At 70.0% G+C, this 24,427-nt stretch carries 29 protein-coding genes; 11 read left to right on the top strand and 18 right to left on the bottom strand.

From position 1 onward, the window contains the following. Positions 1-67 precede the first annotated feature (67 nt). The 5 genes from AB0O48_RS09430 to fdxA form a co-directional block, all read right to left on the bottom strand. The gene (locus tag AB0O48_RS09430) at positions 68-715 is read right to left on the bottom strand and encodes a nucleoside/nucleotide kinase family protein (RefSeq protein ID WP_357246803.1); all 648 of its coding nucleotides are present in this window, start codon (positions 713-715) and stop codon (positions 68-70) included. After that, entirely contained in the window at positions 715-1,365 is a 651-nt protein-coding gene (locus tag AB0O48_RS09425) for an SIMPL domain-containing protein (RefSeq protein WP_357246806.1), read from the bottom strand. Before AB0O48_RS09425 ends, AB0O48_RS09430 begins: the two co-directional genes overlap by 1 nt. A gap of 10 nt (positions 1,366-1,375) precedes the next feature. Then, a complete protein-coding gene (locus AB0O48_RS09420; RefSeq protein WP_365064292.1) occupies positions 1,376-2,389 on the bottom strand; it encodes a prephenate dehydrogenase/arogenate dehydrogenase family protein in 1,014 nt (337 codons plus the stop codon). Between the two features lie 154 nt (positions 2,390-2,543). Further along, positions 2,544-3,653 carry a succinyldiaminopimelate transaminase gene (gene dapC, locus AB0O48_RS09415; protein WP_365064406.1) on the bottom strand — a complete coding sequence of 370 codons (1,110 nt, stop codon included), beginning with the start codon at positions 3,651-3,653 and terminating at the stop codon, positions 2,544-2,546. Then, positions 3,650-3,976 (bottom strand): ferredoxin, encoded by a 327-nt coding sequence (gene fdxA / locus AB0O48_RS09410; RefSeq protein WP_091422126.1) that lies wholly within the window; start codon positions 3,974-3,976, stop codon positions 3,650-3,652. The genes dapC and fdxA overlap by 4 nt, the downstream gene beginning before the upstream one ends. A 79-nt stretch (positions 3,977-4,055) precedes the next feature. Between fdxA and AB0O48_RS09405 the strand changes: the two genes are divergently transcribed. Beyond that, the gene (locus tag AB0O48_RS09405) at positions 4,056-5,165 is read left to right on the top strand and encodes a GNAT family N-acetyltransferase (protein WP_365064289.1); all 1,110 of its coding nucleotides are present in this window, start codon (positions 4,056-4,058) and stop codon (positions 5,163-5,165) included. A gap of 322 nt (positions 5,166-5,487) precedes the next feature. Here AB0O48_RS09405 and AB0O48_RS09400 read toward each other — a convergent pair whose 3' ends face one another. From AB0O48_RS09400 to mshB, 3 genes are all read right to left on the bottom strand, one after another. Further along, entirely contained in the window at positions 5,488-5,952 is a 465-nt protein-coding gene (locus AB0O48_RS09400; protein ID WP_357247178.1) for a hypothetical protein, read from the bottom strand. Positions 5,953-6,017: 65 nt separating this feature from the next. Next, positions 6,018-6,467 (bottom strand): hypothetical protein, encoded by a 450-nt coding sequence (locus tag AB0O48_RS09395; protein ID WP_357246814.1) that lies wholly within the window; start codon positions 6,465-6,467, stop codon positions 6,018-6,020. Between the two features lie 14 nt (positions 6,468-6,481). Next, a complete protein-coding gene (gene mshB, locus AB0O48_RS09390) occupies positions 6,482-7,516 on the bottom strand; it encodes an N-acetyl-1-D-myo-inositol-2-amino-2-deoxy-alpha-D-glucopyranoside deacetylase (RefSeq protein ID WP_365064285.1) in 1,035 nt (344 codons plus the stop codon). Between the two features lie 86 nt (positions 7,517-7,602). Here mshB and AB0O48_RS09385 point away from each other — a divergent pair, with 86 nt between their 5' ends. The 3 genes from AB0O48_RS09385 (at position 7,603) to AB0O48_RS09375 (ending at position 11,067) form a co-directional block, all read left to right on the top strand. Next, positions 7,603-9,747 carry a prolyl oligopeptidase family serine peptidase gene (locus AB0O48_RS09385; protein ID WP_357246820.1) on the top strand — a complete coding sequence of 715 codons (2,145 nt, stop codon included), beginning with the start codon at positions 7,603-7,605 and terminating at the stop codon, positions 9,745-9,747. A gap of 125 nt (positions 9,748-9,872) precedes the next feature. After that, positions 9,873-10,793 carry an alpha/beta hydrolase gene (locus tag AB0O48_RS09380; RefSeq protein WP_357246822.1) on the top strand — a complete coding sequence of 307 codons (921 nt, stop codon included), beginning with the start codon at positions 9,873-9,875 and terminating at the stop codon, positions 10,791-10,793. A gap of 61 nt (positions 10,794-10,854) precedes the next feature. Continuing rightward, positions 10,855-11,067, top strand: coding sequence for a DUF1737 domain-containing protein (locus AB0O48_RS09375; protein ID WP_357246825.1), 213 nt, complete (start codon positions 10,855-10,857; stop codon positions 11,065-11,067). 8 nt (positions 11,068-11,075) lie between these two features. Here the strand turns inward: AB0O48_RS09375 and AB0O48_RS09370 are convergent, their stop codons facing one another. Then, complete coding sequence (locus AB0O48_RS09370; RefSeq protein ID WP_357247181.1) at positions 11,076-11,489, bottom strand: nuclear transport factor 2 family protein; 414 nt, start codon at positions 11,487-11,489, stop codon at positions 11,076-11,078. 73 nt (positions 11,490-11,562) lie between these two features. Next, on the bottom strand, positions 11,563-11,961 hold the full coding sequence (locus tag AB0O48_RS09365; protein ID WP_365064280.1) for a helix-turn-helix domain-containing protein: 399 nt from the start codon (positions 11,959-11,961) through the stop codon (positions 11,563-11,565). Positions 11,962-12,065: 104 nt separating this feature from the next. On the opposite strand from AB0O48_RS09365, the gene AB0O48_RS09360 reads away from it, so the two are divergent. Next, positions 12,066-12,968, top strand: a complete 903-nt coding sequence (locus tag AB0O48_RS09360) for an NADP-dependent oxidoreductase (protein ID WP_365064277.1) — start codon at positions 12,066-12,068, stop codon at positions 12,966-12,968. 93 nt (positions 12,969-13,061) lie between these two features. Here the strand turns inward: AB0O48_RS09360 and AB0O48_RS09355 are convergent, their stop codons facing one another. Next, positions 13,062-13,901, bottom strand: coding sequence for an NAD(P)H-binding protein (locus tag AB0O48_RS09355; RefSeq protein ID WP_357246834.1), 840 nt, complete (start codon positions 13,899-13,901; stop codon positions 13,062-13,064). Positions 13,902-14,009: 108 nt separating this feature from the next. On the opposite strand from AB0O48_RS09355, the gene AB0O48_RS09350 reads away from it, so the two are divergent. Beyond that, positions 14,010-14,372, top strand: a complete 363-nt coding sequence (locus tag AB0O48_RS09350) for a helix-turn-helix domain-containing protein (RefSeq protein ID WP_357246838.1) — start codon at positions 14,010-14,012, stop codon at positions 14,370-14,372. Positions 14,373-14,411: 39 nt separating this feature from the next. Here the strand turns inward: AB0O48_RS09350 and AB0O48_RS09345 are convergent, their stop codons facing one another. From AB0O48_RS09345 to AB0O48_RS09335, 3 genes are all read right to left on the bottom strand, one after another. Next, entirely contained in the window at positions 14,412-15,407 is a 996-nt protein-coding gene (locus tag AB0O48_RS09345) for a DUF1152 domain-containing protein (protein WP_365064272.1), read from the bottom strand. Positions 15,408-15,417: 10 nt separating this feature from the next. Beyond that, entirely contained in the window at positions 15,418-16,116 is a 699-nt protein-coding gene (locus AB0O48_RS09340) for a hypothetical protein (protein ID WP_365064270.1), read from the bottom strand. A 71-nt stretch (positions 16,117-16,187) separates the two neighbouring features. Further along, positions 16,188-16,685, bottom strand: coding sequence for a response regulator transcription factor (locus AB0O48_RS09335; RefSeq protein WP_357246846.1), 498 nt, complete (start codon positions 16,683-16,685; stop codon positions 16,188-16,190). Between the two features lie 211 nt (positions 16,686-16,896). Between AB0O48_RS09335 and AB0O48_RS09330 the strand changes: the two genes are divergently transcribed. Continuing rightward, positions 16,897-17,664 (top strand): aminoglycoside phosphotransferase family protein, encoded by a 768-nt coding sequence (locus tag AB0O48_RS09330; protein WP_365064267.1) that lies wholly within the window; start codon positions 16,897-16,899, stop codon positions 17,662-17,664. A gap of 167 nt (positions 17,665-17,831) precedes the next feature. After that, positions 17,832-18,299 (top strand): nuclear transport factor 2 family protein, encoded by a 468-nt coding sequence (locus AB0O48_RS09325; RefSeq protein ID WP_357246849.1) that lies wholly within the window; start codon positions 17,832-17,834, stop codon positions 18,297-18,299. An 11-nt stretch (positions 18,300-18,310) separates the two neighbouring features. On the opposite strand, the gene AB0O48_RS09320 is transcribed toward AB0O48_RS09325, so the two are convergent. Further along, complete coding sequence (locus tag AB0O48_RS09320; protein WP_365064262.1) at positions 18,311-18,850, bottom strand: GNAT family protein; 540 nt, start codon at positions 18,848-18,850, stop codon at positions 18,311-18,313. Positions 18,851-18,859: 9 nt separating this feature from the next. Further along, positions 18,860-19,630, bottom strand: a complete 771-nt coding sequence (locus AB0O48_RS09315; protein ID WP_365064259.1) for a hypothetical protein — start codon at positions 19,628-19,630, stop codon at positions 18,860-18,862. Between the two features lie 219 nt (positions 19,631-19,849). Between AB0O48_RS09315 and AB0O48_RS09310 the strand changes: the two genes are divergently transcribed. The 3 genes from AB0O48_RS09310 to AB0O48_RS09300 all read left to right on the top strand — a co-directional run bounded on the left by AB0O48_RS09310 (position 19,850) and on the right by AB0O48_RS09300 (position 21,429). Continuing rightward, positions 19,850-20,722, top strand: coding sequence for a CPBP family intramembrane glutamic endopeptidase (locus AB0O48_RS09310; protein ID WP_357246858.1), 873 nt, complete (start codon positions 19,850-19,852; stop codon positions 20,720-20,722). Positions 20,723-20,800: 78 nt separating this feature from the next. Then, positions 20,801-21,049 carry a type II toxin-antitoxin system prevent-host-death family antitoxin gene (locus AB0O48_RS09305; RefSeq protein WP_357246860.1) on the top strand — a complete coding sequence of 83 codons (249 nt, stop codon included), beginning with the start codon at positions 20,801-20,803 and terminating at the stop codon, positions 21,047-21,049. Continuing rightward, positions 21,046-21,429: a PIN domain-containing protein gene (locus tag AB0O48_RS09300; protein ID WP_365064256.1), complete on the top strand. Its 384-nt coding sequence runs from the start codon at positions 21,046-21,048 to the stop codon at positions 21,427-21,429. Before AB0O48_RS09305 ends, AB0O48_RS09300 begins: the two co-directional genes overlap by 4 nt. A gap of 126 nt (positions 21,430-21,555) precedes the next feature. Here AB0O48_RS09300 and AB0O48_RS09295 read toward each other — a convergent pair whose 3' ends face one another. Next, on the bottom strand, positions 21,556-23,298 hold the full coding sequence (locus AB0O48_RS09295; protein WP_365064253.1) for an ABC transporter substrate-binding protein: 1,743 nt from the start codon (positions 23,296-23,298) through the stop codon (positions 21,556-21,558). Between the two features lie 142 nt (positions 23,299-23,440). Continuing rightward, positions 23,441-24,427: an ABC transporter permease gene (locus tag AB0O48_RS09290; protein WP_357571873.1), complete on the bottom strand. Its 987-nt coding sequence runs from the start codon at positions 24,425-24,427 to the stop codon at positions 23,441-23,443.

Genomic DNA, 24,427 nt, shown 5'->3' with positions numbered 1-24,427 from the left:
CCGACCCCGGCGGGTCCGGCCGCCGCCGGCACGGGCGGGCAGACCACGCTGGCTTCGAGCCCGCCGGTCAGGCCGGCGGCGACTCCGGCAGGCGGACCACCAGGTCGGCTCGGTCGGCGGTCGGAGTTATCCGGGCCGCGTTGGCCTCGTCACTGCCCAGCGCCCACTCGCGGGCCTGCTCCGGCGACCGCCCGAACGCCTCGTGTCGGGCGGTCAACCGCCGATGGCGCAGGTCGGCGTCCAGGTCGAGGAACCACGTCTCGTGCAGCAGCGCGCGCACCTCCTGCCACGGAAAATCCGGCAGCAGCAGGTAATTGCCCTCGGTCACCACCAGCCGGACCGACGGCGGCACCTCGATCGCCCCGGCCACCGGCTCCTCCAACTCACGGCGGAACTCCGGCGCGTACACCGAGGTGGGCTCCAACCGGCGCAGTCGGCGCAGCAACGAGACGAACCCGTTGGCGTCGAAGGTGTCCGCCGCGCCCTTGCGGTCCGCGCGGCCCAGCCGGACCAGCTGGGACTGCGCCAGGTGGAAGCCGTCCATCGGCACCAGTCTGGCGGCCGACCCGACCGCGGCCACGACCTGCTCGGCCAGCGTCGACTTCCCCGCGCCCGGCGCGCCGGCGATGCCCAGCAGTTGCCGCGGACCGGCCTCGGCCAGTGCCAGCGCGCGCTGCACCAACTCGTCGACCGACAGCACGTGAGCCGGTGGCATCAGTCGAGGACCGGCGCGCTGATCGTGAACCGCGCCTGCACGGCCGCCTGGACGGTCTGCGGCTGCGGGTCCAACTCGAGTTCCGGCGGGCCGCCACCCGGGCCGCCACCTCCGGCGAACGCCGCGCGGGCGAACATCGGCCGGTCCGCCGGCCCGGCGTCGGCCAACTCGAGCAACGAGGTGACCTGGGCACCGAGCGCCTCGGCGTACTCCCGGGCGCGTACCAGCGCGTCGCGGATCGCGGCGTGTCGGGCCTCGCGGTGCGCGGGGCTGTCCGGGCGAAGCTCCCACCACGGCCCGGCCACCTCGACCTGGTCCTGGTCAGCCAACCGGAGCATCAACTCGCCGAGGGCGGTGAAGTCGGTGACGGTGACCGTGGTGGTCACGCTGCCGTGCCAGGCGACCACCCGTTCACCGGAGCGACGGGTCTCCGGCCGCACCCGCAGATCGCCGGTCTCCCGCCGTGCCACCGCTGGCCCGGAGCCGTCCAGCAGCACCCGGACAGCAGCGGCACGCTCGGCCAGCCGGGTCAGGGTCGCCTCCCGATCCCGGTCCCGCGCGGTCGCGGTGACCGCGAACCGGGCCAGCTCGGGCGGCACCTCCCGGTACGCCTCGCCGCGCACCTGCACCACCGGACCGTCCGCCGCCATGCCTCTCAGCCTAGTCAGCCACGGGCCGCCGCGCCGTGTAGGAGACGGTGTCGACGCCGACGTGCAGACCCGTCAGGTGACCACCGGCCACCCCCAGCTCGCACAGCCAGGACACCTCCGCGGCGTGGTCACCGCCGATCGGGAACTGCCTGTCGTACGCGTCGAACCGGCGATCGCGCAACGCCGCGCGGGCGGCACGTGCCTCGTCGTACCGGGCCGTGAGCGCCGGTGCGTCGCTGGCGCTCAGCGCGGCGGTCAGGTCGTCCAGGAACGCGGTGACCTCGGCCAGCTCGCGCAGCACCCGCTCCCGGTTGCCGAGCAGCATGTTGGCGGTCCGACCGGCGGGGGTGCCGGCGACCCGGGTGCCGTCGGAGAAGCTGCCGGCGGCGAGCGCGAGTATCGCGTCGCGCAGCGGGGCGCGCTGCACCGCACCGGCAAGCGCGCCGGCCAGCAGGTGCGGCACGTGTGAGGCGAGCGCCGCGACCGAGTCGTGCTCCGTCGCGGACATCGGCACCACCTGGGCCGCGAAGAGGTCCACCAGCAACTCGGCCAGCCAACGGAACGCCGTCGTGGCCGGCCCAGCGGTGGGACAGAGCACCCAGGCGGCGCCGCTGAGCAGCTCCGGCCCCGCCGCCGTCAAGCCCGCCCGGTCGGTGCCGGCCATCGGGTGGCCCGGCACGAACCGGTGCGTCAGCCCGTGCGTGGCGGCGAACGCCGCCACCTCCGCCTTGGTACTGCCCACGTCGGTCAGCACACAACGCTCACCGGTCATCGCGGCCACCTCGACGAGCGTCGCCGGCAGCGTCGGCAGCGGCCCGCAGAGGAAGACCAGGTCCCGGTCGGCCACCGCCTCGACCAACCGGTCCGGAGCGGGTACGCCCAGCCGGCGGGCCTCCCGCCGGGTGCCCTCGTCCGGATCCCACCCGGTCACGTCGACGCCTGCGGCGTGCAGTCGGAGCAGCACCGAACCACCGATCAGGCCGGTGCCGACCACCGCCGCCCGCACACCGGGGCTGTCCACCATCCGCGTACCTCGACGTTCCTGCTCGGGTGTGGGGCAGGTCGGGCCGAGGATATCGTCCGGGGCCGGCGCGGACGCCGGTCAGCCCTCGGCGGTCATCGCGTCAGCCCGTGATCCGCAAGATCGTAAATCCTGGCGAGGTCGCCCGGACGTACGGTCAGACCTGGGCGAGGCGGGCCGCGACGCCCGCGATGTGCTCGTCGGACTCGGTCAGCGCCGCCCGTACGTGCTGCTGGCCGCCGGGACCGTAGAAGACGCCGGCGGCGACCAGGATGCCGCGCCGCGCCAGCCAGTCGACGGTCTGCCAGCAGTCCTCACCTCGGGTGAGCCAGAGGTAGAGACCTGCCTCGGAGTGCTCGACGGTGAACCCGGCACCGGTGAACGCGGCGGCCAGTTTCTCCCGCCGTGCTCGATAGCGCTCCCGCTGCTCCTCGGCGTGTCGCTCGTCGTCCAGCGCGGCCACCATGGCCGCCTGCACCGGCGCGGGCACGATCATCCCCGCGTGCTTGCGCACCTTCAGCAGCTCGGCGACGAGCGCTGGATCACCGGCGACGAACCCGGCCCGGTAGCCGGCGAGATTGGATCGCTTGGACAGCGAGTGCAGGGCGAGCAGCCCGGCATAGCTGCCACCGCTGACCTGCGGCGACAGCACCGAGACCGGCTCCGCCGACCAGCCGAGCGGCAGGTAGCACTCGTCGCTGGCGACCACCGCGCCGCGTTCCCGAGCCCAGTCGACCACCTTGCGCAGGTGCGCCGCGGGCAGCACCCGACCGGTCGGGTTGCCGGGCGAGTTCACCCAGACCAGCCGGACCCGCGGGGTCGGCCCGACCGAGGTGAGCGAGTCGGTGCGGACGACTGTCGCGCCGGCCAACCGGGCGCCGTCCTCGTAGGTGGGGTACGCGATCGACGGCACCACCACCACGTCACCCGGGCCGATGCCGAGCAGCGTGGGCAGCCAGGCGACCAGCTCCTTCGAGCCGATGGTCGGCAGCACACCCAGACCGTCGACCCCAGCACCACAGGCTCGGGACACCCACGCCGTGATCGCGGCCCGCAACGCCGGGGTACCGGCGGTCAGCGGGTAGCCGGGAGCATCGGACGCGTCAGCCAACGCCTGGCGGATCACCTCGGGCACCGGGTCGACAGGCGTACCCATCGAGAGGTTGATCAGGCCCTCCGGATGGGCCGCGGCCAGAGTGGCCGCGGCATCCAGGGTGTCCCAGGTGAACTCGGGCAGCCGCGACGAGACCGGCGCGGGCCGGTTCAGTGGCCCTCGCCGCGCGGTGGCTGCGCGGCGACGAAGGTGGCGTCCTTCTCCACCTTGCCGATCTTCGAGGCACCGCCGGGCGAGCCCAGCTCCTCGAAGAACTCGTAGTTGGCGCCCGTGTAGTCCTTCCACTGCTCCGGGACGTCGTCCTCGTAGAAGATCGCCTCCACCGGGCAGACCGGCTCACAGGCACCACAGTCGACGCACTCGTCGGGGTGGATGTAGAGCATCCGATTGCCCTCGTAAATGCAGTCGACCGGGCATTCCTCGATGCATGCCTTGTCGAGCACATCCACGCACGGCTCGGCGATGATGTAGGTCACCGGTCTTCTCCTCCGCAAGACACGCCGCGATCACCCGCGACGGTAAGAGCCTAGTATCTCGCCGGGGAGGGGGTCGATCGTGCTCCGACAGCAGGATGTGGGATACCGAATCGTAGTCCGCCGGATTGTGGGGATTCGCGAGGGCCGACCGCTCTTCTCCGACGCCCTCGGCGAGCTGGTCGAGCTGAGCGAGACTCATCTCACGCTCTCCACCGCACAGGGCCATCTGCGCGTCCCGGTCGCGCAGGTCCACCGCGCCAAGCGGGTGCCGCCCACCCGTCGGCCAACCGCCGCGGCGGTCGTCGCGTTGGAGCGGGCCGCCGACGAGGCCTGGCCGGCACCGACGCGGGGCCAGCTCGGCGACTGGCTGCTCCGCTCGGCGGAGGGCTGGAGCGGGCGGGCCAACTCGGCGCTGCCGATCGGCGACCCCGACCGACCGCTCCCCGCCGCCGTAGACGCGGTCGAACGCTGGTACGCCGAACAGGGCCAGCCGCCGATCATCAACACGCCGCTGCCCCTCGCCGCCCCGGTCGGCGCCGAACTGGACGCCCGCGGCTGGGCCGCCCGCCCGCCGGTCCTGGTGCAGACCACGCCGCTCCCGCTACGACCGACCGGCACCGCATCGGCTGCCCGATCCACCACCACCGAGCAGCCCAGCGCCGACGGGGACACCGGCACGGCCGGCGCAGACGGGCAGGCCGGCGCAGACGGGCAGGCCGGCGCAGACGGGCAGGCCGGCGCAGACGGGCAGGCCGGCGCAGACGGGCAGGCCGGCGTGTGGAGCAGTGCGGTCGTTGAGCTGGCCAGCGCGCCGAGCGCGGAGTGGCTGGCCGTCGCCGCCGGCCGCAAGGGCGGCCTGCCGGACGCCGCCCGGCACGTGCTCACCGCCGTGGACCTGGTCCGTTTCGCCCACGTGTACGTCGACGGCACGCTGGTGGCGGTCGGCCGAGGCACGGTGACCGGCCAGGGGCGCTGGCTGGGCCTCAGCCTCATCGAGGTTCTACCGGCCGCCCGCCGTCAAGGGCTGGCTGTCCGGGTGATCCACGAGTTGGCCGGCTGGGGCGTGTCCAGTGGCGCGACGCACGCCTTCCTCCAGGTCGAGCAGCACAACACGGCGGCGGTGGCGCTCTACCGGCGACTCGGTTTCAGCACACACCACACCTACCTGACCCGAGTCGCCCCACAGTGACGAGGACCGGCGCACAGGGTCAAACCCGCGCACGCGGTGAGCCGGACACGTGGCGAGCCCGGCACGCGGCAAGCCCGGCACCGTGATCGACTCAACTTTCGGGAAGTCGCGGCATCTGCCTGCCCAAGACAGCCCGACTTCATAAAACCCGAGTTGATCAACAAGAAATCGGGGCGTCCGCCCCCTCCGGACAGCCCGACTTCACGAAAGCCGAGTTGATCAAACCCCCGAGTCCGGCAGCGCAGGCCGGCACAAGCCCAGCCCTCGCCTGCTCGTACGCCTGGCTTGTCAGCGGTGCGGTCGGTCGTGGCGTGCGCGCTCGTCAGCGGCGGACGACGCGGCGGGGTTTGGCGGCTTTGACCTCGGCGTACCGCTTGAGCTGCCACGAGCGGTAGTCACGCCCCAGCGCGGTGAGCACCAGGTAGCCGATCAGCACCCCGGCGACGGAGGCCAGCAGGTACAGCCAGAGCTGGGCGAAGAACGTCGGCGCGCCGCCAGCGAACGGATTGTGGCCGATCAGCAGAGGCCCGACCAACACGGTCAGCAGCATCGCCGCCAGCACCACGAGGGCCATGTCGGCCGCCCAGTCCGCCAGCGGCCGGCGACGACCCCAGCGGAAGGCGACCACTGCCAGGGTCACCCCGATCACCGCGAACATCGCCAACGACACCCGGTCGGCGGCCGTGTCGTCCTGCTCGAAGCCGAACCGGATGATCAGCCGGGCGACCACGTTGACCGCGAACAGTGCTGCCACGAGCACCGCGATGTCACGCCACCGTCTGTCCACCACCGGACCTCCTGCCGTACGCCCCGTCGCGGGGCTCACATCCCTGGCTGGAATATCTACCACCCTTACCTGGGTGGCGTCATCAGCCCGACCGTGGACGGCGGAGCGAGGATCTGCCGGAAGCCCATCACCGCGAAGGTCATCGCACCGGCCACGATCATGGCCAGGCCGACCCAGTTGTCGCCGGCCAGCAACAGGTCACCCTCGTTGGTCCGGATGGCGGCCACCGCCATCAGCGCGAACCAGGGCACCGCCGGCAGCGCCACCGCCCACCTGCGGCCGACCGCCTCGTGCGCGAACCAGCTCAGCACGATGTTGGCACCGACGGCGAGGAGCGCCGACACGCCGATCAACTGCCCGCCGACGCGGACCGTGGAGAGCAGCAACTCCAGCACCCCGCTCAGCACTCCGGCGACCACCACGACGACCGCGCCGGCCAGCCGTAGGCCCAGGTCGAACAGTCGCGGCGGTGGTCCCGCCGGGGGCGGGGCATCCAGGTCGTCCAGAACCGTCATCGACGCGGGCAGGGTCACCGGGAACCCGCCGCCGCGACCGAGGACCGGTCCGGCGCGGTCCCGACCGAGGATCGGTCCGAGACGGTCCCGACCGGAGACCGGTCCGAGACGGTCCCGACCGGAGACCGGTCCGAGACGGTCCCGACCGAGGACCGGTCCGGAGCAATCTCCTCGGGGAGCCCGGCGAAGAGGTCGTCCTCCCAGGCGTACGGCCCGGAGCCCGGTCCCTTCTCGCCGACCGCGAGGGTGAAGAACTCCACGCCCATGAACTCGCCGCCGAAGTTGCCGGCGATCGAGTAGAGCCAGGAGGTGGCCGGGATCTGGGTGGCGTGCGCCCGCATCGCGTCTTCCTTGGCCGCGTGCTGGTCGGTGCCGTCGATCCGGGCGGCGATCTGGTCGTCCGGGGTGCCGAAGGGAAGGTCGGCGATGTCGGCGATGCCGCCGAACGGGTTGTCGGAGGACCCGGCGAAGTGCGCCATGCCGGCTTCCAGGACGCTGAGCGGCATCGCGGTCCAGTAGACCTTCGGCGGGGCGCAGAACTCGGCGGCGGCCAGCTCGACAGCGCGCATCGCGACCCGGTGGGCCTGGATGTGGTCGGGGTGGCCGTAGAAGCCGTTCGGGTCGTACGTGATCAGCACCTGCGGCCGTACCTCTCGCATGATCTCCACGAGATGCCCGGCGGCCTCGTCGAGGTCGGCCTGCCAGAAGGCGCGGGGGTGTTCGTTGGTGGCGAGCCCCATCATCCCCGAGTCGCGGTAGCGGCCGGCGCCGCCCAGGAAGCGGTGGTCGCTGACGCCGAGCGCGGCGCACGCGGCGGCAAGCTCGGCGATGCGGTACCCGCCGAGTTGGTCGGCCTCGGCGGCGGCGAGCTGGGCCAGCGCGGGCACGTGGATCTCGCCCTCCTCGCCGAGGGTGCAGGTCACAAGCGTGACGTGGGCCCCGTTGGCGGCATAGTGGGCCATCGTCGAGCCCGTGCCGATCGACTCGTCGTCGGGGTGCGCGTGGACCAGCAGCAGGCGGCGGTCGGGCAGCATCGTCACGACGGTCACTCTAACCGGCGCCCAGGTCCCACCGGCGTCGACGCGTCCGCCCAGGTCGGCCACATCACCTCCCGTACCGCTCTACGATTTGGTCTGTGGACTTTCCGGAGCTGGCCGCCCGCACCCGCCGGTTCAGCCACGGCGCGCCGCGCGCTGTCTCCGTGGCCGACGACGGCTCCCGGGTGATCTTCCTGCGCTCGGCCGGGCCGGAGGACCCGGCGGACGCGCTCTGGTTGCTGGACGTGGCCACCGCCGAGGAGCGCCTGATCGCCGACCCGACGACCCTGCTGGGCGAGGGCGGGGACGTGCGGTCCCTCTCCCCCGGCGAACGCGCGCTTCGTGAGCGCTTACGGCTCAGCGCCGCGGGCATCGGCTCGTACGCGCTGGACGCCGCCGGGCGGATCGCGGTCTTCGCGCTGGCCGGGCGGTTGTTCCGGGCCGATCTGGTGCACGGTGACGTGGTGGAGGTGGCCACCGTCGGTCCGGTGCTGGATCCGCGTCCCGACCCGACCGGGCAGCGGCTGGCGTACGTGACCGACGCGGGCGAGGGTGTGCGTCGCGGCGAGCTGCGGGTGATCGAGGCAGACGGCACCGACACCCTGCTGGCCGGCGAGGACGCCGGGGTGAGCTGGGGGTTGGCCGAGCACATCGCGGCGGAGGAGTTCGGCCGGTTCCGGGGGTACTGGTGGGCGCCGGACGGACGCATGGTGCTCGCCGCCCGGGTCGACGAGTCCCGCCTGGATCGCTGGCACCTGCACGACCCGGCCGAGCCGGCCAGCGCGCCGACCGCCGTGGCGTACCCCCGGGCTGGTGGGCCGAACGCGGAGGTCAGCCTGCACCTGCTGGACCTCGACGACGGCTGGGTCGACGTGCACTGGGACCGGGAGACCTACCCGTACCTGACCGCGGTCAGCTGGGTCGAGGGCAGCCCACTGATCACCGTGTTGCGGCGGTCGCAGCAGCACGGGCTGGTACTCGCGGTGGATCCCCGGACGGGTGAGACGCAGGTGCACGCCGAGCTGGCCGATCCGCGCTGGGTCGAGCCGATCACCGGCACCCCGGCGCACCTGCCGGACGGCCGGGTGCTCGTCGGCGGGGAGTTGGCCCACGACGGGTACGACGCGCGGTGCCTGTTCGCGGACGGCACACTGCTCACTCCGCCGTCGCTGTACGTGCGGCGGGTCGTGGGTCGGCTGCCGGCCAGTTCCGGGCCGGCCGACCTGCTGGTCGAGGCCAGCGACGGTGAGCCGAGCGAGCGGCACCTGTTCCGGGTCCGCACCACCATCGGCGGTGGGGTGGACGCGCGCCGGATCACCACCGACCCGGGTTGGTACACCGCCGCCGTGGGCGGTGACGTGCTTGCCGTCGGGATCGCGTCGCTGGACCACGCGGGGGTGCGGTGGACGGTTCGGCGCGGCGACCAGGAGTTGGCCGAGCTGCGGTCGCTGGCCGCCACCCCTCCGTACTCTCCGCTGCCGTTGCTGGAACGGGTGACCGATCGGCGGTTGCCGGCGGCGGTGCTCTACCCGGACAACCACGTGACGGGCCGGCGGCTGCCGGTGCTGCTGGACATCTACGGCGGGCCGGGGCACCAGGAGGTCGTGGCGGCACGGGCCGCGTGGTTGGAGCGGCAGTGGTGGGCCGATGCCGGGTTCGCGGTGGTCACCATCGACAACCGGGGTACGCCGGGGGTGGCCCCGTCGTTCGAGAAGGCGATCCACCGGCGGATGGCCGACGTGACCCTGACCGACCAGATCGACGCCCTGACCGCGCTCGCCGGTAAGCACCCCGACCTGGACATGGCACGGGTGGGGATTCGTGGTTGGTCGTTCGGCGGGTGGCTGGCCGGGTTGGCGGTGCTGCGCCACCCGGAGTTGTTCCGGTGCGGGATCGCGGGCGCGCCGGTGACCGACTGGGCGCTGTACGACACCGCGTACACCGAGCGTTATCTGGGGTTGCCCGAGGACGGCATGGACGTCTACGCGCACCACTCACTCGTCGAGTTGGCCGCCGAGCCGCTCACCGGCCCCGACCAGGCCCGCCCGTTGCTGCTGGTGCACGGCCTGGCCGACGACAACGTGGTGGCCGCGCACACGCTCCGGCTCTCCGCGGCCCTGCTGAGCACCGGCCGCCCGCACGCCGTCCTGCCGTTGACCGGAGCCACCCACATGGCCGCGAACGGCACCGCCGAGCGGCTGCTCCCGCTGGAACTCGACTTCCTCCGTACCCATCTGCTGTAAGCGGTGTTCGATAACTGATTTCGGCACGTCGGGGGCCCTGTCGCATGCCATGCTGACGAAGCGGGACCCGGCGCTGAGATTGCCGAGGGTGATACCGCTTTCCCTCATTCCGAAAGGATTCGACAATGGTGGGCATTGCGCAGAAACCCTCGGTCGCCGCCGTCCAGGAAGGCGAGTTCCCGGTCACGCACTTTCGTACGGCGACCGTGAACGGAATCGATATCTTCTACCGCGAGGCCGGCCCGGCCGACGGCCCGGCCGTCCTGCTGCTGCACGGATTTCCCACGGCGTCCTCGCAGTTCCGCCACCTGATCCCCCTGCTCGCTGATCGATATCGGGTGATCGCGCCGGACTTTCCAGGTTTCGGTCACAGCGCCAGCCCGGACCGGTCGACGTTCGACTACACCTTCGCCAACTTCGCCGATCTGATGGACGGCCTCCTCGGCCAGCTCGGCGTGGATCGCTATGCGCTCTACTGTTTTGACTACGGGGCGCCGACGGGGTTCCGGATGGCCCTCAAGGGACCTGAGCGGATCAGCGCGCTCATCGTGCAGAACGGCAACGCGTACGAAGAGGGGCTGAGCGAGTTCTGGGATCCGATCAAGGCTTACTGGGCGGAGAAGACCGACGAACGCCGTCAGGCCATCGCGTTCATCCTCAACTCCGACACGGTCAAGCAGCAGTACACGGCGGGGGTGCAGGACCTCAGTCGGCTCGACCCCGACCGGTGGGCCCACGACGACATGCAGCTCGCTCGCCCCGGCAACGCGGACATCCAGCTGGATCTGTTCTACGACTACGGCAGCAACGTCACGCTGTATCCGGAATTCCACGCCTTCTTCCGTGACCACCAGCCGCCGACGCTTGTCGTCTGGGGCCAGAACGACCCGGTCTTCCCGGCCGCTGGCGCCCACCCCTATCGCAAGGACCTGCCGGCGGCCGAATTCCACCTGCTCGACACCGGCCACTTCCTGCTGGAAGACAAGATCGACGTCGCTGCGCCGATGATCCACGACTTCCTCGACCGCTCCATCGGTCGTTCCTGATCGGAGAACGGGTTGGGGGCTGGGGACTGGTCGCCGGCATCGCAGCGGGGAGAATGCGGCGGTGTCGGATTTCACGAAGCCACTCGGCTACCGTCTCATCACCGGACCCGACGACGCCGAATTCTGCGCCCGCGTCAGCGCGCTTCTCGATGAGGGCTATCGACTGCATGGGTCACCGGCGCTGACCTACGACGGCGAACGTGTCATCGCCGCTCAGGCGGTGGTGCTGCCACACTCGGTCGGAGCCGAGGCGGCCACGGACGACGCCAGGTAGGGCCACGGTCACCAACGCTCCACGAGGTGTTCCCGGCCCGGCGGCGGATCGTACGGTTCGGGCCAGTAGTCGATGATCTTGCTGATCAGCCCCTGCTCGGACATCTCCAGCCAGACGCACGCGTCCTGCTGCTCGTCGCCGACGCGAACATCGACCAACAGGGCAGCATGACGGCCATCGGCGATCACCCGTCGCGGCCGGAGGTGCCAATCGCCGGGATACTCGGTGTTGAACCGCAGGAACGCGTCCCGGCCGCGAATGCGCTCCCGGGTCTGCGGCATCTCGTAGACCACATCATCGGTGAGCAGGGCGGCCAACCCGGACCAGTCGCGGCGCTCCAGAAGATCAGCGTAGGCGTGGGCGGCCCGCCGGGCCGTCGAGGTGTCATCCACGACGCGGACCCTAGCCGTCACGAGCGACAGTCCGGCGAGCCCTCGGTGCACCGACGCGCCGCCGGGCCGTCACTCGTCCCGGCCGTCACGCCGCAACAAGAGGTCAGGGGCGAGCGTCGAACTGAGTCCGCGCTTCGAAGACGCGGTCCATGTGTGTCTCCGCCCAGTTCTTGATCGCGACCATGACCGGGAACAGCTCATGGCCGAGCGGGGTGAGCGCGTAGTCGACGCGGACCGGCATCGAGGCGGTGACCGTGCGGGTGACCAGGCCGTCGCGTTCCAGCGTGCGCAGGGTCTGGGTGAGCATCTTCTGGCTGACGCCAGCGATGCGGCGGGCGAGTTCGCCATGCCGCTGCGGGCCGCTGGCGAGCGCTGGGATCACCAGGGCGACCCACTTGTCAGTGAGCCTGCTCAGCAGCTCGCGGGTCGGGCATTGTTCCAGGAACGCGTCGTAGTCACGTTTGGCCTGCTCGCGGCGTTGCGCCGCAGTCATCGTCGCCATCTTGTCTCCTCAGGTTCCCTAGGCACTTTACGGTACCTACTTACCGACAGTGCCAGCGATTCGTACGGTTGTGGTGATCACGAGGTCCCACGAAGGAGTCGGCGATGCGCGCAGTCAGCTATGCACAGTTCGGAGGGCCGGAGGTCCTGCAGGTGATCGACGTGCCGGTGCCCGAGCCCGGTCCGGGGCAGGTCCGGGTGCGGGTCGCGGCGTCAGTCGTACATCCGGTCGATCTGATGCTCCGCTCCGGCCGGTTCCCGGCCCCGTTGCCGACCGATCTGCCGTACACGCCGGGCTGGGACGTTGCCGGCAGCATCGACGCGGTCGGCCCATCGGTCGAGGAGTTCGGGATCGGCGACGAGGTCATCGGCTTCTCGCACTGGCTACGCACCACGGTCGGCACCCACGCGGAGTACGTGGTCCTCGACGCCGCCGGGCTGACCTCCGCGCCCGCCGGCGTCCCCGCCACCGAATCGGCGACCCTGCCGACCAATGGCCTGGCCGCCGCCCAGGCCATTGACCTGCTCGCGCTCCCCGCGGGTTCGACCGTGCTCGTCACCGGCGCCGCCGGGCAGGTCGGTGGGTTCGTGCTGGCGCTGGCCCGGGCGGCCGGTCTGCACGCCACGGGACTCGCCGGGGCCGACGACCGCGAGTTCGTCGAGTCGCTGGGCGCGGCGTTCCTGTCGCGCACCGACGATCCGACGGGGACGTTCGACGCGGTCATCGATCTGGCGGTGATCGGCCCCGCGCTGCTGGACCTCGTCCGGGACGGCGGCGGCTACGTGGCCGCGTCACCTCCACTTCGCCCGGAGCCGGTGCGGGGAATCCGGACCCTCGCACTGGAGGTGCTACCGGACGGAGCCCGGCTGGGTGAGTTGGTCAAACTCGTCACCAGCGGCGACCTCCCGCTCCGGGTCGCCGACGTGTACCCCTTCGCCGACGCGGCGGCGGCCCACGACCGACTGGCCCAAGGTGGCGTGCGCGGCGGCGTGGTGATCGTCCCCTGATCAGCCGCTCACAACCCTGCCGATGACCGGCCAGCCGCGCACGGCTGGCCGGTCATCGGTCCGAGGGAGGAGACGCTTCGATGGTCTGCCGGGTCAGCGAAAGGCGTCGACGTTGCGAGCGGCCCACGCGGCGAAGGGGCGCGGCGGTCGGCCCAGGACCTCGGACACGTCCGGGCTGATCCGCTGCTCACGTGCGGTCGGCGCGCCGATGATCGCCAACGTTCCCTCGACCACCGGCGGGGGCATGAACCGCAGCAACTGTTCGCGGGCCTCGTCGGGCGTCTGCTCGACGAAGCTGATCGGCTCGCCGAGTGCGGTAGCGAGATCGGCGACCCGCTCACGTGGTGTGCTCAGCGCGGGACCGGTCAACTCGTACGTGCGACCGGCGTGGGCGTCGTCGCGGAGGGCGACGGCCGCCACCTCGGCGATGTCGTCCGGGTCGATCACCGGCAGACCGACCCCACCGAACGGTGCGGCCACCGTCCGGCCCTTGCGGACCGGCTCGACCCAACTGAGGGCGTTGGAGGCGAAGCCGCCGGGGCGCAGGATCGTCCAGTCGAGGCCGGACCGGCGTACCTGCTCTTCGATGGCGTGCAGTGGAGCGTGCGACGCGGTCCCGGGCCTCGTGCCGACCGCCTGCGAGGATTGCAGCACGATGCGTTTCACGCCGGCTTCCGTGGTGACCCGCAGGATCTCGGGCACGTCGAGATGCGCCCCGGCGCCCTCCACGAGCAGGAACAACGCCTCGGCGCCGGCGAGCGCCGGCCGCAGGCTCTCCGGCCGCTCCAGGTCCGCACGATGGTGGCGCACCCCGTCCGGTACGACGACCGGACGTCGTGCACGGGACACCGCCGACGCCGCGGCACCCGACGCCGCGAGGATCGACAACAGCTTCCGACCGACGTTCCCGGTGGCGCCTGTCACGACGAACATGTCTGAACCTCCAAGTCGACCGCGTCGGTCACGCGGTTGGAGGCGACGTTAGTAGCGTCGATATAGTAGGTACCTAGAGGATAGTAATGGCTTTATGACGGAGGCCACATGCAACGGTCAACGCACCCCGAGTTGGCCTGCCCGGTCGCGCCGGTCGTCGACATCGTGTTCAGTCGATGGACCACACCGATTCTGTGGGCTCTGCACGAGTACGGGCGGCAGCGATTCGTGGAGCTGGAACGCCGGCTGACCAGCATCACACCGAAGGTGCTCACCCAACGGCTGCGCCAACTCGAACGCGACGGGCTGGTGGCACGCACCTACCACGCCGAGGTGCCACCCCGCGTGGAATACGAGATCACCGAGCTGGGTGCCAGCCTCGGTCCGCTCTTCGCGCACCTGACCACCTGGGCCGACGCCCACCTCCCAGAGGTGGAGCAGGCACGGCAGGCCTACGACGCCGACCGATGAGCCCCAACCCCGGGTGCACGCTCCGCCGCTGGCGAGCGATCAGTGTGGGAACGCGCGGGGGATGCGTGCGTCGAGGAGTTCGTCGCGGAACGCCTGGATGCGTGTGATGACCTGCCGTCTGCCGACGGTGTTCTCAATACGGTCGAGGTACAGGCATCGGGCGGCGAGTTTGTCCAGATCCACGGTGAAGTAGATGGCCATCAGCGGGTTGACGAAGAGGTCGCCGCCGCCGGTACGCCTGGTGAATCGGACGTCCCCGAAAGCGCCGCTGGTGGCGGCGGCGATCTGCCCCTGGACGATGCTCGGCCGCTGCGGGGTGGCGGCCTGGGCGTCGGCGACGGCAGCGCGGTAGAGCTCCGCCTCCCGGCTCGAACCGGGGATGGACAGAGCGCCGAGGTAACCACCGTCCCGGTCGAGCGCGGCAAGGTTCTCCAGCACCTGAACGTGATTGACGCCGTCGTAGGCGTCGATGCCGAAGCCGAGACTGGTCACCAGCTTGACCGGTACGTCCAGCGCGGCCACTGCGGCCACGCTGGTCATGTCCTCCACCGGCGTGCCGAGATCGCTCTCGTCGCCCCGCAGCAGGACATCCGTGCCGCCGTCGACCAGGACCACCGCGTCGATGTCGAGGTGCTCCACCAGGTGCCGGTACGCCGCCCGTAGTGGCTGGACACCGAGGGGCGGAAACGCGTACACCGTCGACGGCAGTTGTTGAGCCGCCAGCCAGCGGGCAAGCGTTCGTTCGGGGAAGTACCAGTCGGGGCTGGCGGTATCCGGCTGTACCGCTGCGACGTGCTCCGCCACCCACGCGTCCCGGTCCATCACCTCAAGCTCCGAGAAGGAGAGGTTGGTCAGGTGCACCTGCGCGCCGGCGCGCCACAGCGCGAACGCCAAGGGCAGGCCCGCGTACACGTCGAACCCCCCGCCCGCTCCGGCGATGAGGATGCTCCGCGCCGGAGCCAGAGCGGCAAACAGCGGCGGTACGGCCAACGAGAACGCACCGGAGTCGGCCGACAGCGCGGCAGGGATGATCACCACCCCATGATCACCGACGCCGGCGGCGTACCGCACTCCGGCTTCCCTCCTCCTGCCGGCCGCGGCTGGAGACGAACGCGGAAAGCAGGATGATCGCGAAGATCAGCAGGTTGAGGACCCATCGAGGGTCGTCGACGTGCAGCGCAGCGGCGAACTGATCCTTCTCCGCTGTGGTCAGCACCGCTGTGGACCGCTCCGCCGCAGCGAAGTCCAGGCGGTCGGGCGCGAACACCAGGTAGGTCCAGACCCGGTGGACGAAATACACGGCGGCTGCGGCGACGAAGAGGATCCGACGGGCACCGGGACGCCATCCGAGGACCAGCAGCCCCGGCAGGATGACGAGTTCGGTGGGGACGTTCGCCGCGATCGCGACCGGAATGCTGGGGAGGAACATCGTCACCAGCGTCTCGCCGGTGATCGAGGAGCTGTCCAGCGCGGCACCCAGCATCACCAGCCCGATGGCGCCGCCGAACGCGAGCAGCGCCATGGTCACACAGCCCAGCGCCACGAGGCCATCCTCGACCCAGGCGCTCAACGCCGGTCTGCGGCGGATCCAGCGCGCGACGAGCCCGATCAGGACCGCCCATCCGGCCCCGGCCAGCAGGGCGATCGGCAGTGGCAAAAACTCCATCAGGGACAGCCCCTGCACCACGATCGTGAACAACGCGACGAGGGCGAACGGCGCTACGTGATCAATACGCTGCTTCATGCCTCCGGACGTTAGGAAGGACCACCGGGGAGGGCATCTGCCGATCGGTCTACCGCTGGTTTAAACAGGGTTTATTCCAGCAGACCGGCCTCGCGGGCGTGCGCGACGGCCTGCAGGCGGCTCGTCGCATCGAGCTTGCGGAAGATGTGGTTGAGGTGCGCCTTCACTGTGCCGGTCGCGACGAAGAGCCCCTTGGCGATCTCCGCGTTCGTACGACCGGTCGCCAACTGTCGTAGCACCTCCAGTTCGCGCGAGCTGAGCGGCTCCGCGAGCCTGCGCCGCACCGCGACTGGCGACGGCCCCTGAGCGGCGACGGGCACGGCCAGACCTGCCGGTGCCAGGTCGGCCCCGGACGGGACGGCTGCGACCCAACGGACGGCCAGCACCGCGACCGCCAACACGAACGCGCCGAACAGTGGGATCGCCCACCACTGGCCGCTGCCACGCTCCACCATCGCGAACGACAGCCCGACGACGACCATCGCCCAGACGAAACAGCCGACCAGCACGGCAGCGACGAACAAGCGTCGACGGATGGACGGTGACCGGAGCCAGGTGGTGACGCGCATCGGCAACTCCCCACGGTCAGGAACCGTGCCGAGCCTAACCCGTCCCGCTCACAGCACCCCGAGGTTGATGGCGAGCTGGGTGATCGTGGCTGGGGCGTCCGGGGCGCGGGCGACCTGCTGCGCACTGACGGCGGATGCGGGAAAGGCTCGGTGTCCCACACTCCAGACAGGTATGGGAACCCGGTCGACAGGTGATCAGTCGTGAACTCTCATGGTCATGACTTCTCTCCCGGTAGGAGCCGTCCGTGGTAATCGCCCGACCACGAATCGACCGCACGCCGGTGCCGTCAGTCAGGCCGAGAAGGAGTATCGGTGGTTGCCACGGTTGGCCCCGCACCTACCGCTGGCCATCCCGCAACCGGTCGCGGTGGGTCGGCCGGACCTCGGGTATCCGTGGCCCTGGACGGTCTCTCAATGGCTTGACGGCGAGGTGGCAACCTCAGCTGCTCTGGCGCAGTCGCGGAAGGCCGCCGTCGCTCTGGCCGGATTTCTCAGCGCACTTCAGCGGTTCCCGGTCCTGGAGGTGCCGCAGGGCGACGGTCGGGCGTTGGCTGCCCGGGACGACGAAACACGTACCAGGATCGCGCAGGTTGCCGGGGTCTTCGACGCGGCGGCCCTGACGTCGGTCTGGGAGACGGCGCTGAGCACATCGGGCTGGAACCGCCCGCCGGTCTGGTTCCACGGCGACTTTCACACTGGCAACATTCTGACCGTGAACGGCCGCGTCAGCGCCGAGATCGACTTCGGTGGCCTCGGTGTCGGCGATCCGGCACGGGACATGACCAGCGCCTTTACTCTGATGTCGCGCACCACGCGTGCCGTCTTCCGCGCCGCGCTCGGCGTGGACGATCCGACGTGGGCCAGGGGTCGCGGATGGGCACTCGCTACCGGCCTGAACGCCTACTGCTCGTACGCCGCCTCCGATGCGCGGGTGGCCGCACAGACCACCCGGCAGATCGCGGAAGCGCTCATCGGTTGATGGATTCACGGCCGATCTCAGCGCACCCGACAAGGCCGACCAGGCGCTCCGGGGCAGCCAGCTCGGGGCTGAGGTCGGTAGGGTGCCGTCGTTGGGGTGCCGGCCACTCCCGGATGCAGTCCTCGGCATGCCCCAAGTGACATCCACCGATTCGAAGGAAGCCCGGCATGACTAGCCCACGCGAAACCTTCCTCCGGCTGGTGAACGGCGTCTGCGACGGTCCGTACGAGGACTTGGCCGACCTGTACGCCGAACAAACCCACGTCACGCATCCGTTCCACCCGCTCAACCCGCCACCGCTACTCAGTCGCAGTGAGCTGCACGAGCACTTCACCTCGCCACCTCCGGTCGCCCGGACGCTGAACCGCAAGCCGGTCGACGTGACGATTCACGAGACCGCCGACCCGGAGGTGATCGTCGCCGAGTTCGCCTATCAGGGGCGGGTCGACGAGACGGGCGAGGCGTTCACGGTGCCGTGTGTCTTCGTGATGCGCATCCGCGACGGGCTCATCATCGAGTCCCGCGACTACATCGACCACATCTCCAGCGCGCGGGCTTGGGGTCAACTCGACAGTCTGCTGACCGCGCTTCGTCCGCAGCAAAGCACCGCTATTGAAAGCTCAGTCCAGCCCTGATTCACGGCCGGTTACGGCGTCCAGTCGCGCCGGAGCAGACCGTAGATCACCATGTCCACGAAGCCGTCGCCGTCGTACTCGCGCTCCCGCTGGGTGCCTTCGTGCGTGAAGCCGCACGTCTCCGCAGTACGCCGCATGGCCGTGTTGCTGGCCACCGTCTCCAGTTCCAGACGGCGTAGGTTGCGGTTGCGGAAGCCGTACCGGCAGAGCAACCGGATCACTTCGGTCCCGTACCCCTGACCACGTGCCTCGGGTAGCAGCGAGATGCCGAGGTGGGCGTACTGGTTGAACGCGTCGATCCCCCACAGCGCGCCGCCACCGAGGAACGTGCCGTCGGCCACGGTTTCGGCCAGCAACGGCACCGCGGCCCGGCCGTCGGGTGGCTCGCTGACCTGTTTCTCCAGCCGAGCCCGGATTTGGCCGACGTGGCGCGGCAGGAACGGCTCGCCGTCTGTGATCAGGTGCAACTCGGGATCACCGTAGAGGCGGAACATGTCCGCCGCGTCGTCGGGCGTGGGCGGGCGCAGTCGGACCCGATCGGTGGCGAACATGCCGCGACGCTAACAGCCGGTGTGGAGATCCACGACCGGGTTAGCATCGTCGCGCAGGTCGCTGAGGGTGGAGGCGAGTCGGGCCGCCAGGGCCGCGTCGGCGAGCGCGAGTTCCGCGATCAGCGCAGCCGTCGCCGCGGTGAGTGCACGGGTGAGTTCGGCTTCGTCGAGCGCGCGTACCAGGGTGGTGTTCAGCGGCGCGGTCACCGCGGTGGGAAGCAGGTGGGCGCCCTTCGCATGGCTCGTGGGGTGACCGAGTCGCAAGCAGGCCAGGGCGAGAACCTGGCCGCGTAGGGCACTGATCCACTGCTCGGCCTGCCACCACCGGTGTCGTTGGATGCACGTCCGCGCGTGCAGGGCGTGGTGCCATCCCAGCCCGACCAGGGTCCGGCGACCAGGGGACGGGTCGTCCTTCGCCGGTACGGGATGCCCGAAGACGGTACGCCAGGTAGGACCGAGCGGCCCGAACTCCGCGGCCGGGGTGAACCCGATGTCCACTTCGAGCAGGTCGGGAAGCAGGAACACCCGGTACACCGCCGGACCGGACGGCAGGTCCCAGTGGTGCACGGCGGCGAAGTCCCCGTAGAGCAGGTCGGTCCAGCGGTGCATCGCGGGATCCAGCGGTCCTTCGATGCCGAACACCAGGTCGATGTCCGACCATCGGTCGCCGCCGTTGAGGGCGTGGGATCCGGTGATGGCGGCCCCGACGACGGCTGGGTCTTCGTCGGCCAGGCCGAGTAACCGCTCTCGGATCGAGTCACGCTCGCCGGCGGAGAACACCGCGCCACCCTATCGCCACGGTTTCGGCGACCCGTCCGGCAGGACGTCCCGACGACGCTGTCGGGAGCGGGAGCGCCACGGGCAACGTCGTGAGGAGGAAGGCCGCGGGCCGCCCACAGAGTCTCTGGACCAACGCTATGGGCGAGGTATACCCAGCCCTACGCCGTTTCGATAGCTGGGCGTAGTGGTCATCGCCCGGCCGAATGGTTGCCTGGCGTGATGCCGAGAATCAAGGGACTGGGAACGTTCCTACTCATCACCTTTGGCGCAACGTGGACCGTCGAGATCACGCTCTACCTGCTGGGTTTCTCGCTGGCGGATCCGCTCGTGCAGATCCTCTCCCTCGGCTGGATCGCGCCCGCCGCCGCCGCTTTCATTGTTCGCCGCTGGGTCACACGTGAAGGCTTTGCCGACGCCGGATTGGCGCTGCGGCTACGCGCGGCGTGGCCCCACTACCTTGCGGCCTGGCTGGGACCGCTGGCATTCACCGTCGCTGCCGTCGGCATCGCCGCAGCCCTGGGGCTGTGGCGGCCGACCCTGGCACCGTTGAACGAGCTGGCACCTGGCCTGCCGTGGTGGGCCTCCCTGATTGTGCTGATGCTCGTCGTACCGCTACTGGCCCCGCTCTACTGGGGCGAGGAGTTCGGCTGGACCAGCTACCTCCGGCTGCGGATCTTCCCCGGACGACCACTGGCCGCCACCCTGGCCACCGGCCTGATCTGGGCGGTCTGGCACTATCCGCTGCCGTTCCTCGGGTACATCGAGTTCAGCAACGTGACCCTGGGCCTGCTGGTCTGGACGGTGTCCTTCCTGTGCCAAGAGATCATTCTTGCCTGGCTGCGGCTGCGCAGCGGCAGCATCTGGACCACGAGCGTCGCGCATGCCGGAAACAACATGACCCTGTCACTGCTGACCGGCACCCTGCTGGGTGAGGCCTCCAACGTCATTGCAGTCACGGTGTTGATGACCGCTCCGATGGCAGCGGTGGCTGGCTGGATTCTGCTCAGCGGGCGATACCGGGCCGTGCCACAACGCCCGCCACACCAGCGTTTCGCCGCCTCAACCGGCCACCAGCGCGAGCCCAGCCGGTGAGGTGAGCGGGCCTGCCAACGATGCGGTCAACCCGCGACAACCTCCGACGAAGGTAGCACAAGTGCTACAGTAGCGTGTATGCATGAAGTGGGACTGCGGGAGATGCGGCAGAATGCCAGCGACCTGGTGCGCAGGGCGCAGGCCGGCGAACGCGTGACGATCACTGTCGCCGGCAGACCGGCCGCCGTGCTCGGCCCGGTCAGTCCTCGAACCTGGCGCGAATGGGACGATCTGGCCGGCGTGTTCGATCAACCCACCGACCCGGCGTGGGCAAGGGATCGGGACCTCCTCGACGACAGCGTCACCGATCCATGGGTCGAGCGGTGAGCCGCGGGATCCTCGACACCAGCGTCCTCATCGCTAGCGATGTAACCCCGATTCCAGGCGAACTGGCCATCAGCGTCGCCAGCCTCGCCGAACTCCAGTTCGGTGTCCTGGTCGCGAAAACCGCCGAGGCGAGAGCACTTCGTCTAGCCCGGCTGAGCGCAATCCAACGCCGATTTGATCCGCTTCCCATCGACGAAGCCATCACCGACAGCTATACGCGACTGGCTGCCCGCGTCGTCGAGATCGGCCGTCAGCCACGAGCCAGGGTGATGGACCTACTCATCGCCGCAACCGCGCACGCCCACGACGCCGCCATCTACACCCGCAACGCCGACGACCTCGCCGGTCTCGAAGACCTCATCACGATCCACACCATCTGACCGCGTCCCGCCCAGCCGGCCAGATGAAACGGGCAGGGCCGCACCAAGTGACCTGTTCAGCGGAAACAGAAGGATCCCCTCCCGACGACGCTGTCGAGAGAGGACCCTTCTGGCTTGCGGCGTGCCTTACTGCGTGACGTACGCGTTCACGAACGACGGGTAGCCGAAGACGCTGGAGATGAAGATCCCGCCGGCCTTCGACCCGTGCACGTTGTAGGCCACGTCGACGAACAGCGGCACCACCGGCGCGTGCTCCTTCATGATCCGCTCGTCGAGCTTGGCCCACTCGGGACCCTGGTCGGCGGCGGGCATGGCCTGGATTCGGTCCATCTCGGCGTTGATCGTCGGGTCGTTGAAGTAGGACTGGTTGCTGTTGCCCTCGGCCTTGATGGTCCGGCCGTCGTAGAGCACCGGCAGGATCGATGCCCCGCTCGGCCAGTCCGCCGCCCAGTTACCGATGTACAGGTCCCAGGGGTTGTCCTTCTTCTTGATCTCGTCGAGCTTCGCGTCGTCGGAGATGTTCCGCAGCGTGATCTTGAAGCCGGCCCGCTCCAGGTTGGCCTTGAGCTGTGCGCCCTGCTGCTGCTCGGTCGAGTTGTCCGCGACACCGAGGACCAGCTCCGGCGTCTTCCCGCCGAGCAGTTCCTTGGCCTTGTCCACGTTGCCGTTGGCGCCCGCCGGGTACGCGTCGTACGCCTTGTAGCCGATGGTGGCCGACGGCATCAGCGTGGTCAGCGGCGCGGCGACGGTCTGGCCGCCCATCGCCTTGATGAAGCCCTCGCGGTCGATGGCGTAGTTGAGTGCCTGGCGGACCTTCAGGTCAGTCACCCGCTGGTTGTTGATCACGAGCTGGTTGGCGCTCGGGGTCGGCGAGAGAATGGTCCGCGACTTGAGCGCGGCGTCCCCGGCCACCTTGGCGACGAGCGAGGCGGGCACCGTGTTGAAGGCGAGCGCGCTCTGGTCGGCGCCGTTGTCGGCGATCACCCGGTTGTTGGCGGCGTCCGCGGTCGGGCCGAAGCTCCAGACGAACTGGTCCGGGTACTGGTGCCGGACCGGGTCGGTCTTCGCGTCCCAGTTGGTGTTGCGGTCCAGGGTGAGCTGCACGCCCACCTGGTTCTTGGCGACCTTGTACGGCCCGGACGAGAACGGCTGCTTGTCCAGGTCGACGCCGGTGTCCTTGTCGGCGGGCAGCGGCGCGGTGGTCGGCAGCGAGACCGCGAACGGCAGGTCACAGCGGGGCTTGGCGAACTCGAAGCGCAGCGTCTTGGCGTCCGGAGTGCTCAGGCCGGGCGGCAGCGAGGTCTTGTTCTTCTTGAAGTCCCACTTGGTGTCGAACTGCGGGGTGTCGGCCAGCCACTCCTGGATGTAGGTGGGGCCGCCGGAGAGGTCCGGGTCGAAGGACCGGGCGATGCCGTACGCGATCTCCTTGGAGGTGATCGGCCGGCCGTCCTCGAACTTCACCCCGTCCTTGATCGTGAATTCCCAGACCTTGCAGTCGTTGTTGACGTTCTTGCCCGGCGTCTCGGCCAGGTCGCCGACCAGAACGAGGCCGCCCTTGCCGTCGTCCTTCCAGGTGGTCAGGTAGCGCGCGAAGAGCGGGTTGGTCATCAGACCGGCGAACGAGTACGTCCGCTGCGGGTCCAGGTGGGAGATCGGCGACTCCCGGATGATGGTGAAGGTGCCACCCTTCGCGGCGCCGCTCACCTCGGCCGCCGGCCCCTGCGAGTCCTTGGGGTCGGTCGCGATGACCCCGGTCTGCTGCCGGTCGGTGTCCACGGTGGTGCCCTCGCCCGTGTTCTTCGAGCACGCACCCAATGCCACCACCAGAGCGATCGCGCCGCCCGCGGCGGCCACCACGCGTGGTCTCATGAATACCCCCTTCACATGTGCCGTGCGTTTCGTCGGGGCGAGAACCGCCGACGTCCCGAGGATCGTAAGGAAGAAAACCTACGAGTTGTGTAACAGTTGTCGATAAATTTCGCCAGCAGCCACGCCCTGGACAGCGGCCGGGTCAGCGCAGCCGCACCCGGGGGTCGATGGCCGCGTAGAGCAGGTCGACCAGCATGTTCGCCAGCACCACGAAGACGGCCGCGATCAGCACCGTGGCCATGATGGTGGGCAGGTCACCCGAGCGCACCGCGTCCACCGCCGTACGTCCCAACCCCTGCACGCCGAACGTCGTCTCGGTGATCACCGTGCCGCCCAGCGCCCCGCCCACGTCCAGCCCGGCGATGGTCACCACCGGGGTGATCGCCGCGCGCAGCGCGTGCCTCCCGTACACCGTGGGTTTGGCCAGGCCCTTGGCCCGCGCGGTCCGGACGAAGTCCTCGGACAGCGTCTCCAACATCTGCGCCCGGGACAGTCGGGCGTAGATGGCCGAGAAGAGGAAGGCCAGCGCCACCCAGGCGAGCACCAGTCCGCTGGCCCACTTCGCCGGGTTGTCGAAGAGGGAGGTGTAGCTGGGCACCGGCAGCAGCCGCAGGTTGTAGACGAAGACCAGCAGCAGCACCGCGCCCACGAAGTAGAGCTGCAACGACGCGCCGGTCAGTGAGAAGCCGATGGCCGCCCGGTCGAGCCAGGTGCCGCGCCGCAACGCGGAGACCATCCCCAGCCCCACCCCCAGCAGCAGCCAGAGGATCGCCGCCGGGATGACGATGCTCAGCGTCACCGGCAGCACCCGGCCGATGGTGTCCGAGACGGCCTCGTTGGTGACGTACGACCAGCCCAGGCAGGGCGCGTCACACCGGCCGCCCTGAGCGCTGCCCAGATCCCGGCCGGTGACGATGCCCTTCATGTAACCGGCGTACTGGCTGACCAGCGGGTCGTTCAGGCCCAGGTCGTCGCGGACCCGCTCCAGCCGCTCCGGGTTGCAGTTCTTCGAGCAGATGCTGCTCGCCGGGTCGCGCGGCAGGGCGAAGAACATCAGGAAGGTCAGCACGCTCACCGCGAACAGGGTCAGCGTGGCGGAGAACAGCCGCTTGATCAGAAACCGTGACAT

This window comes from Micromonospora sp. NPDC085948 (assembly GCF_040686315.1).
Classification (GTDB): Bacteria; Actinomycetota; Actinomycetes; order Mycobacteriales; family Micromonosporaceae; genus Micromonospora.
The sequence above is the reverse complement of the archived record's forward strand: the minus strand, read 5'-3'. Positions and strand labels throughout refer to the sequence as shown.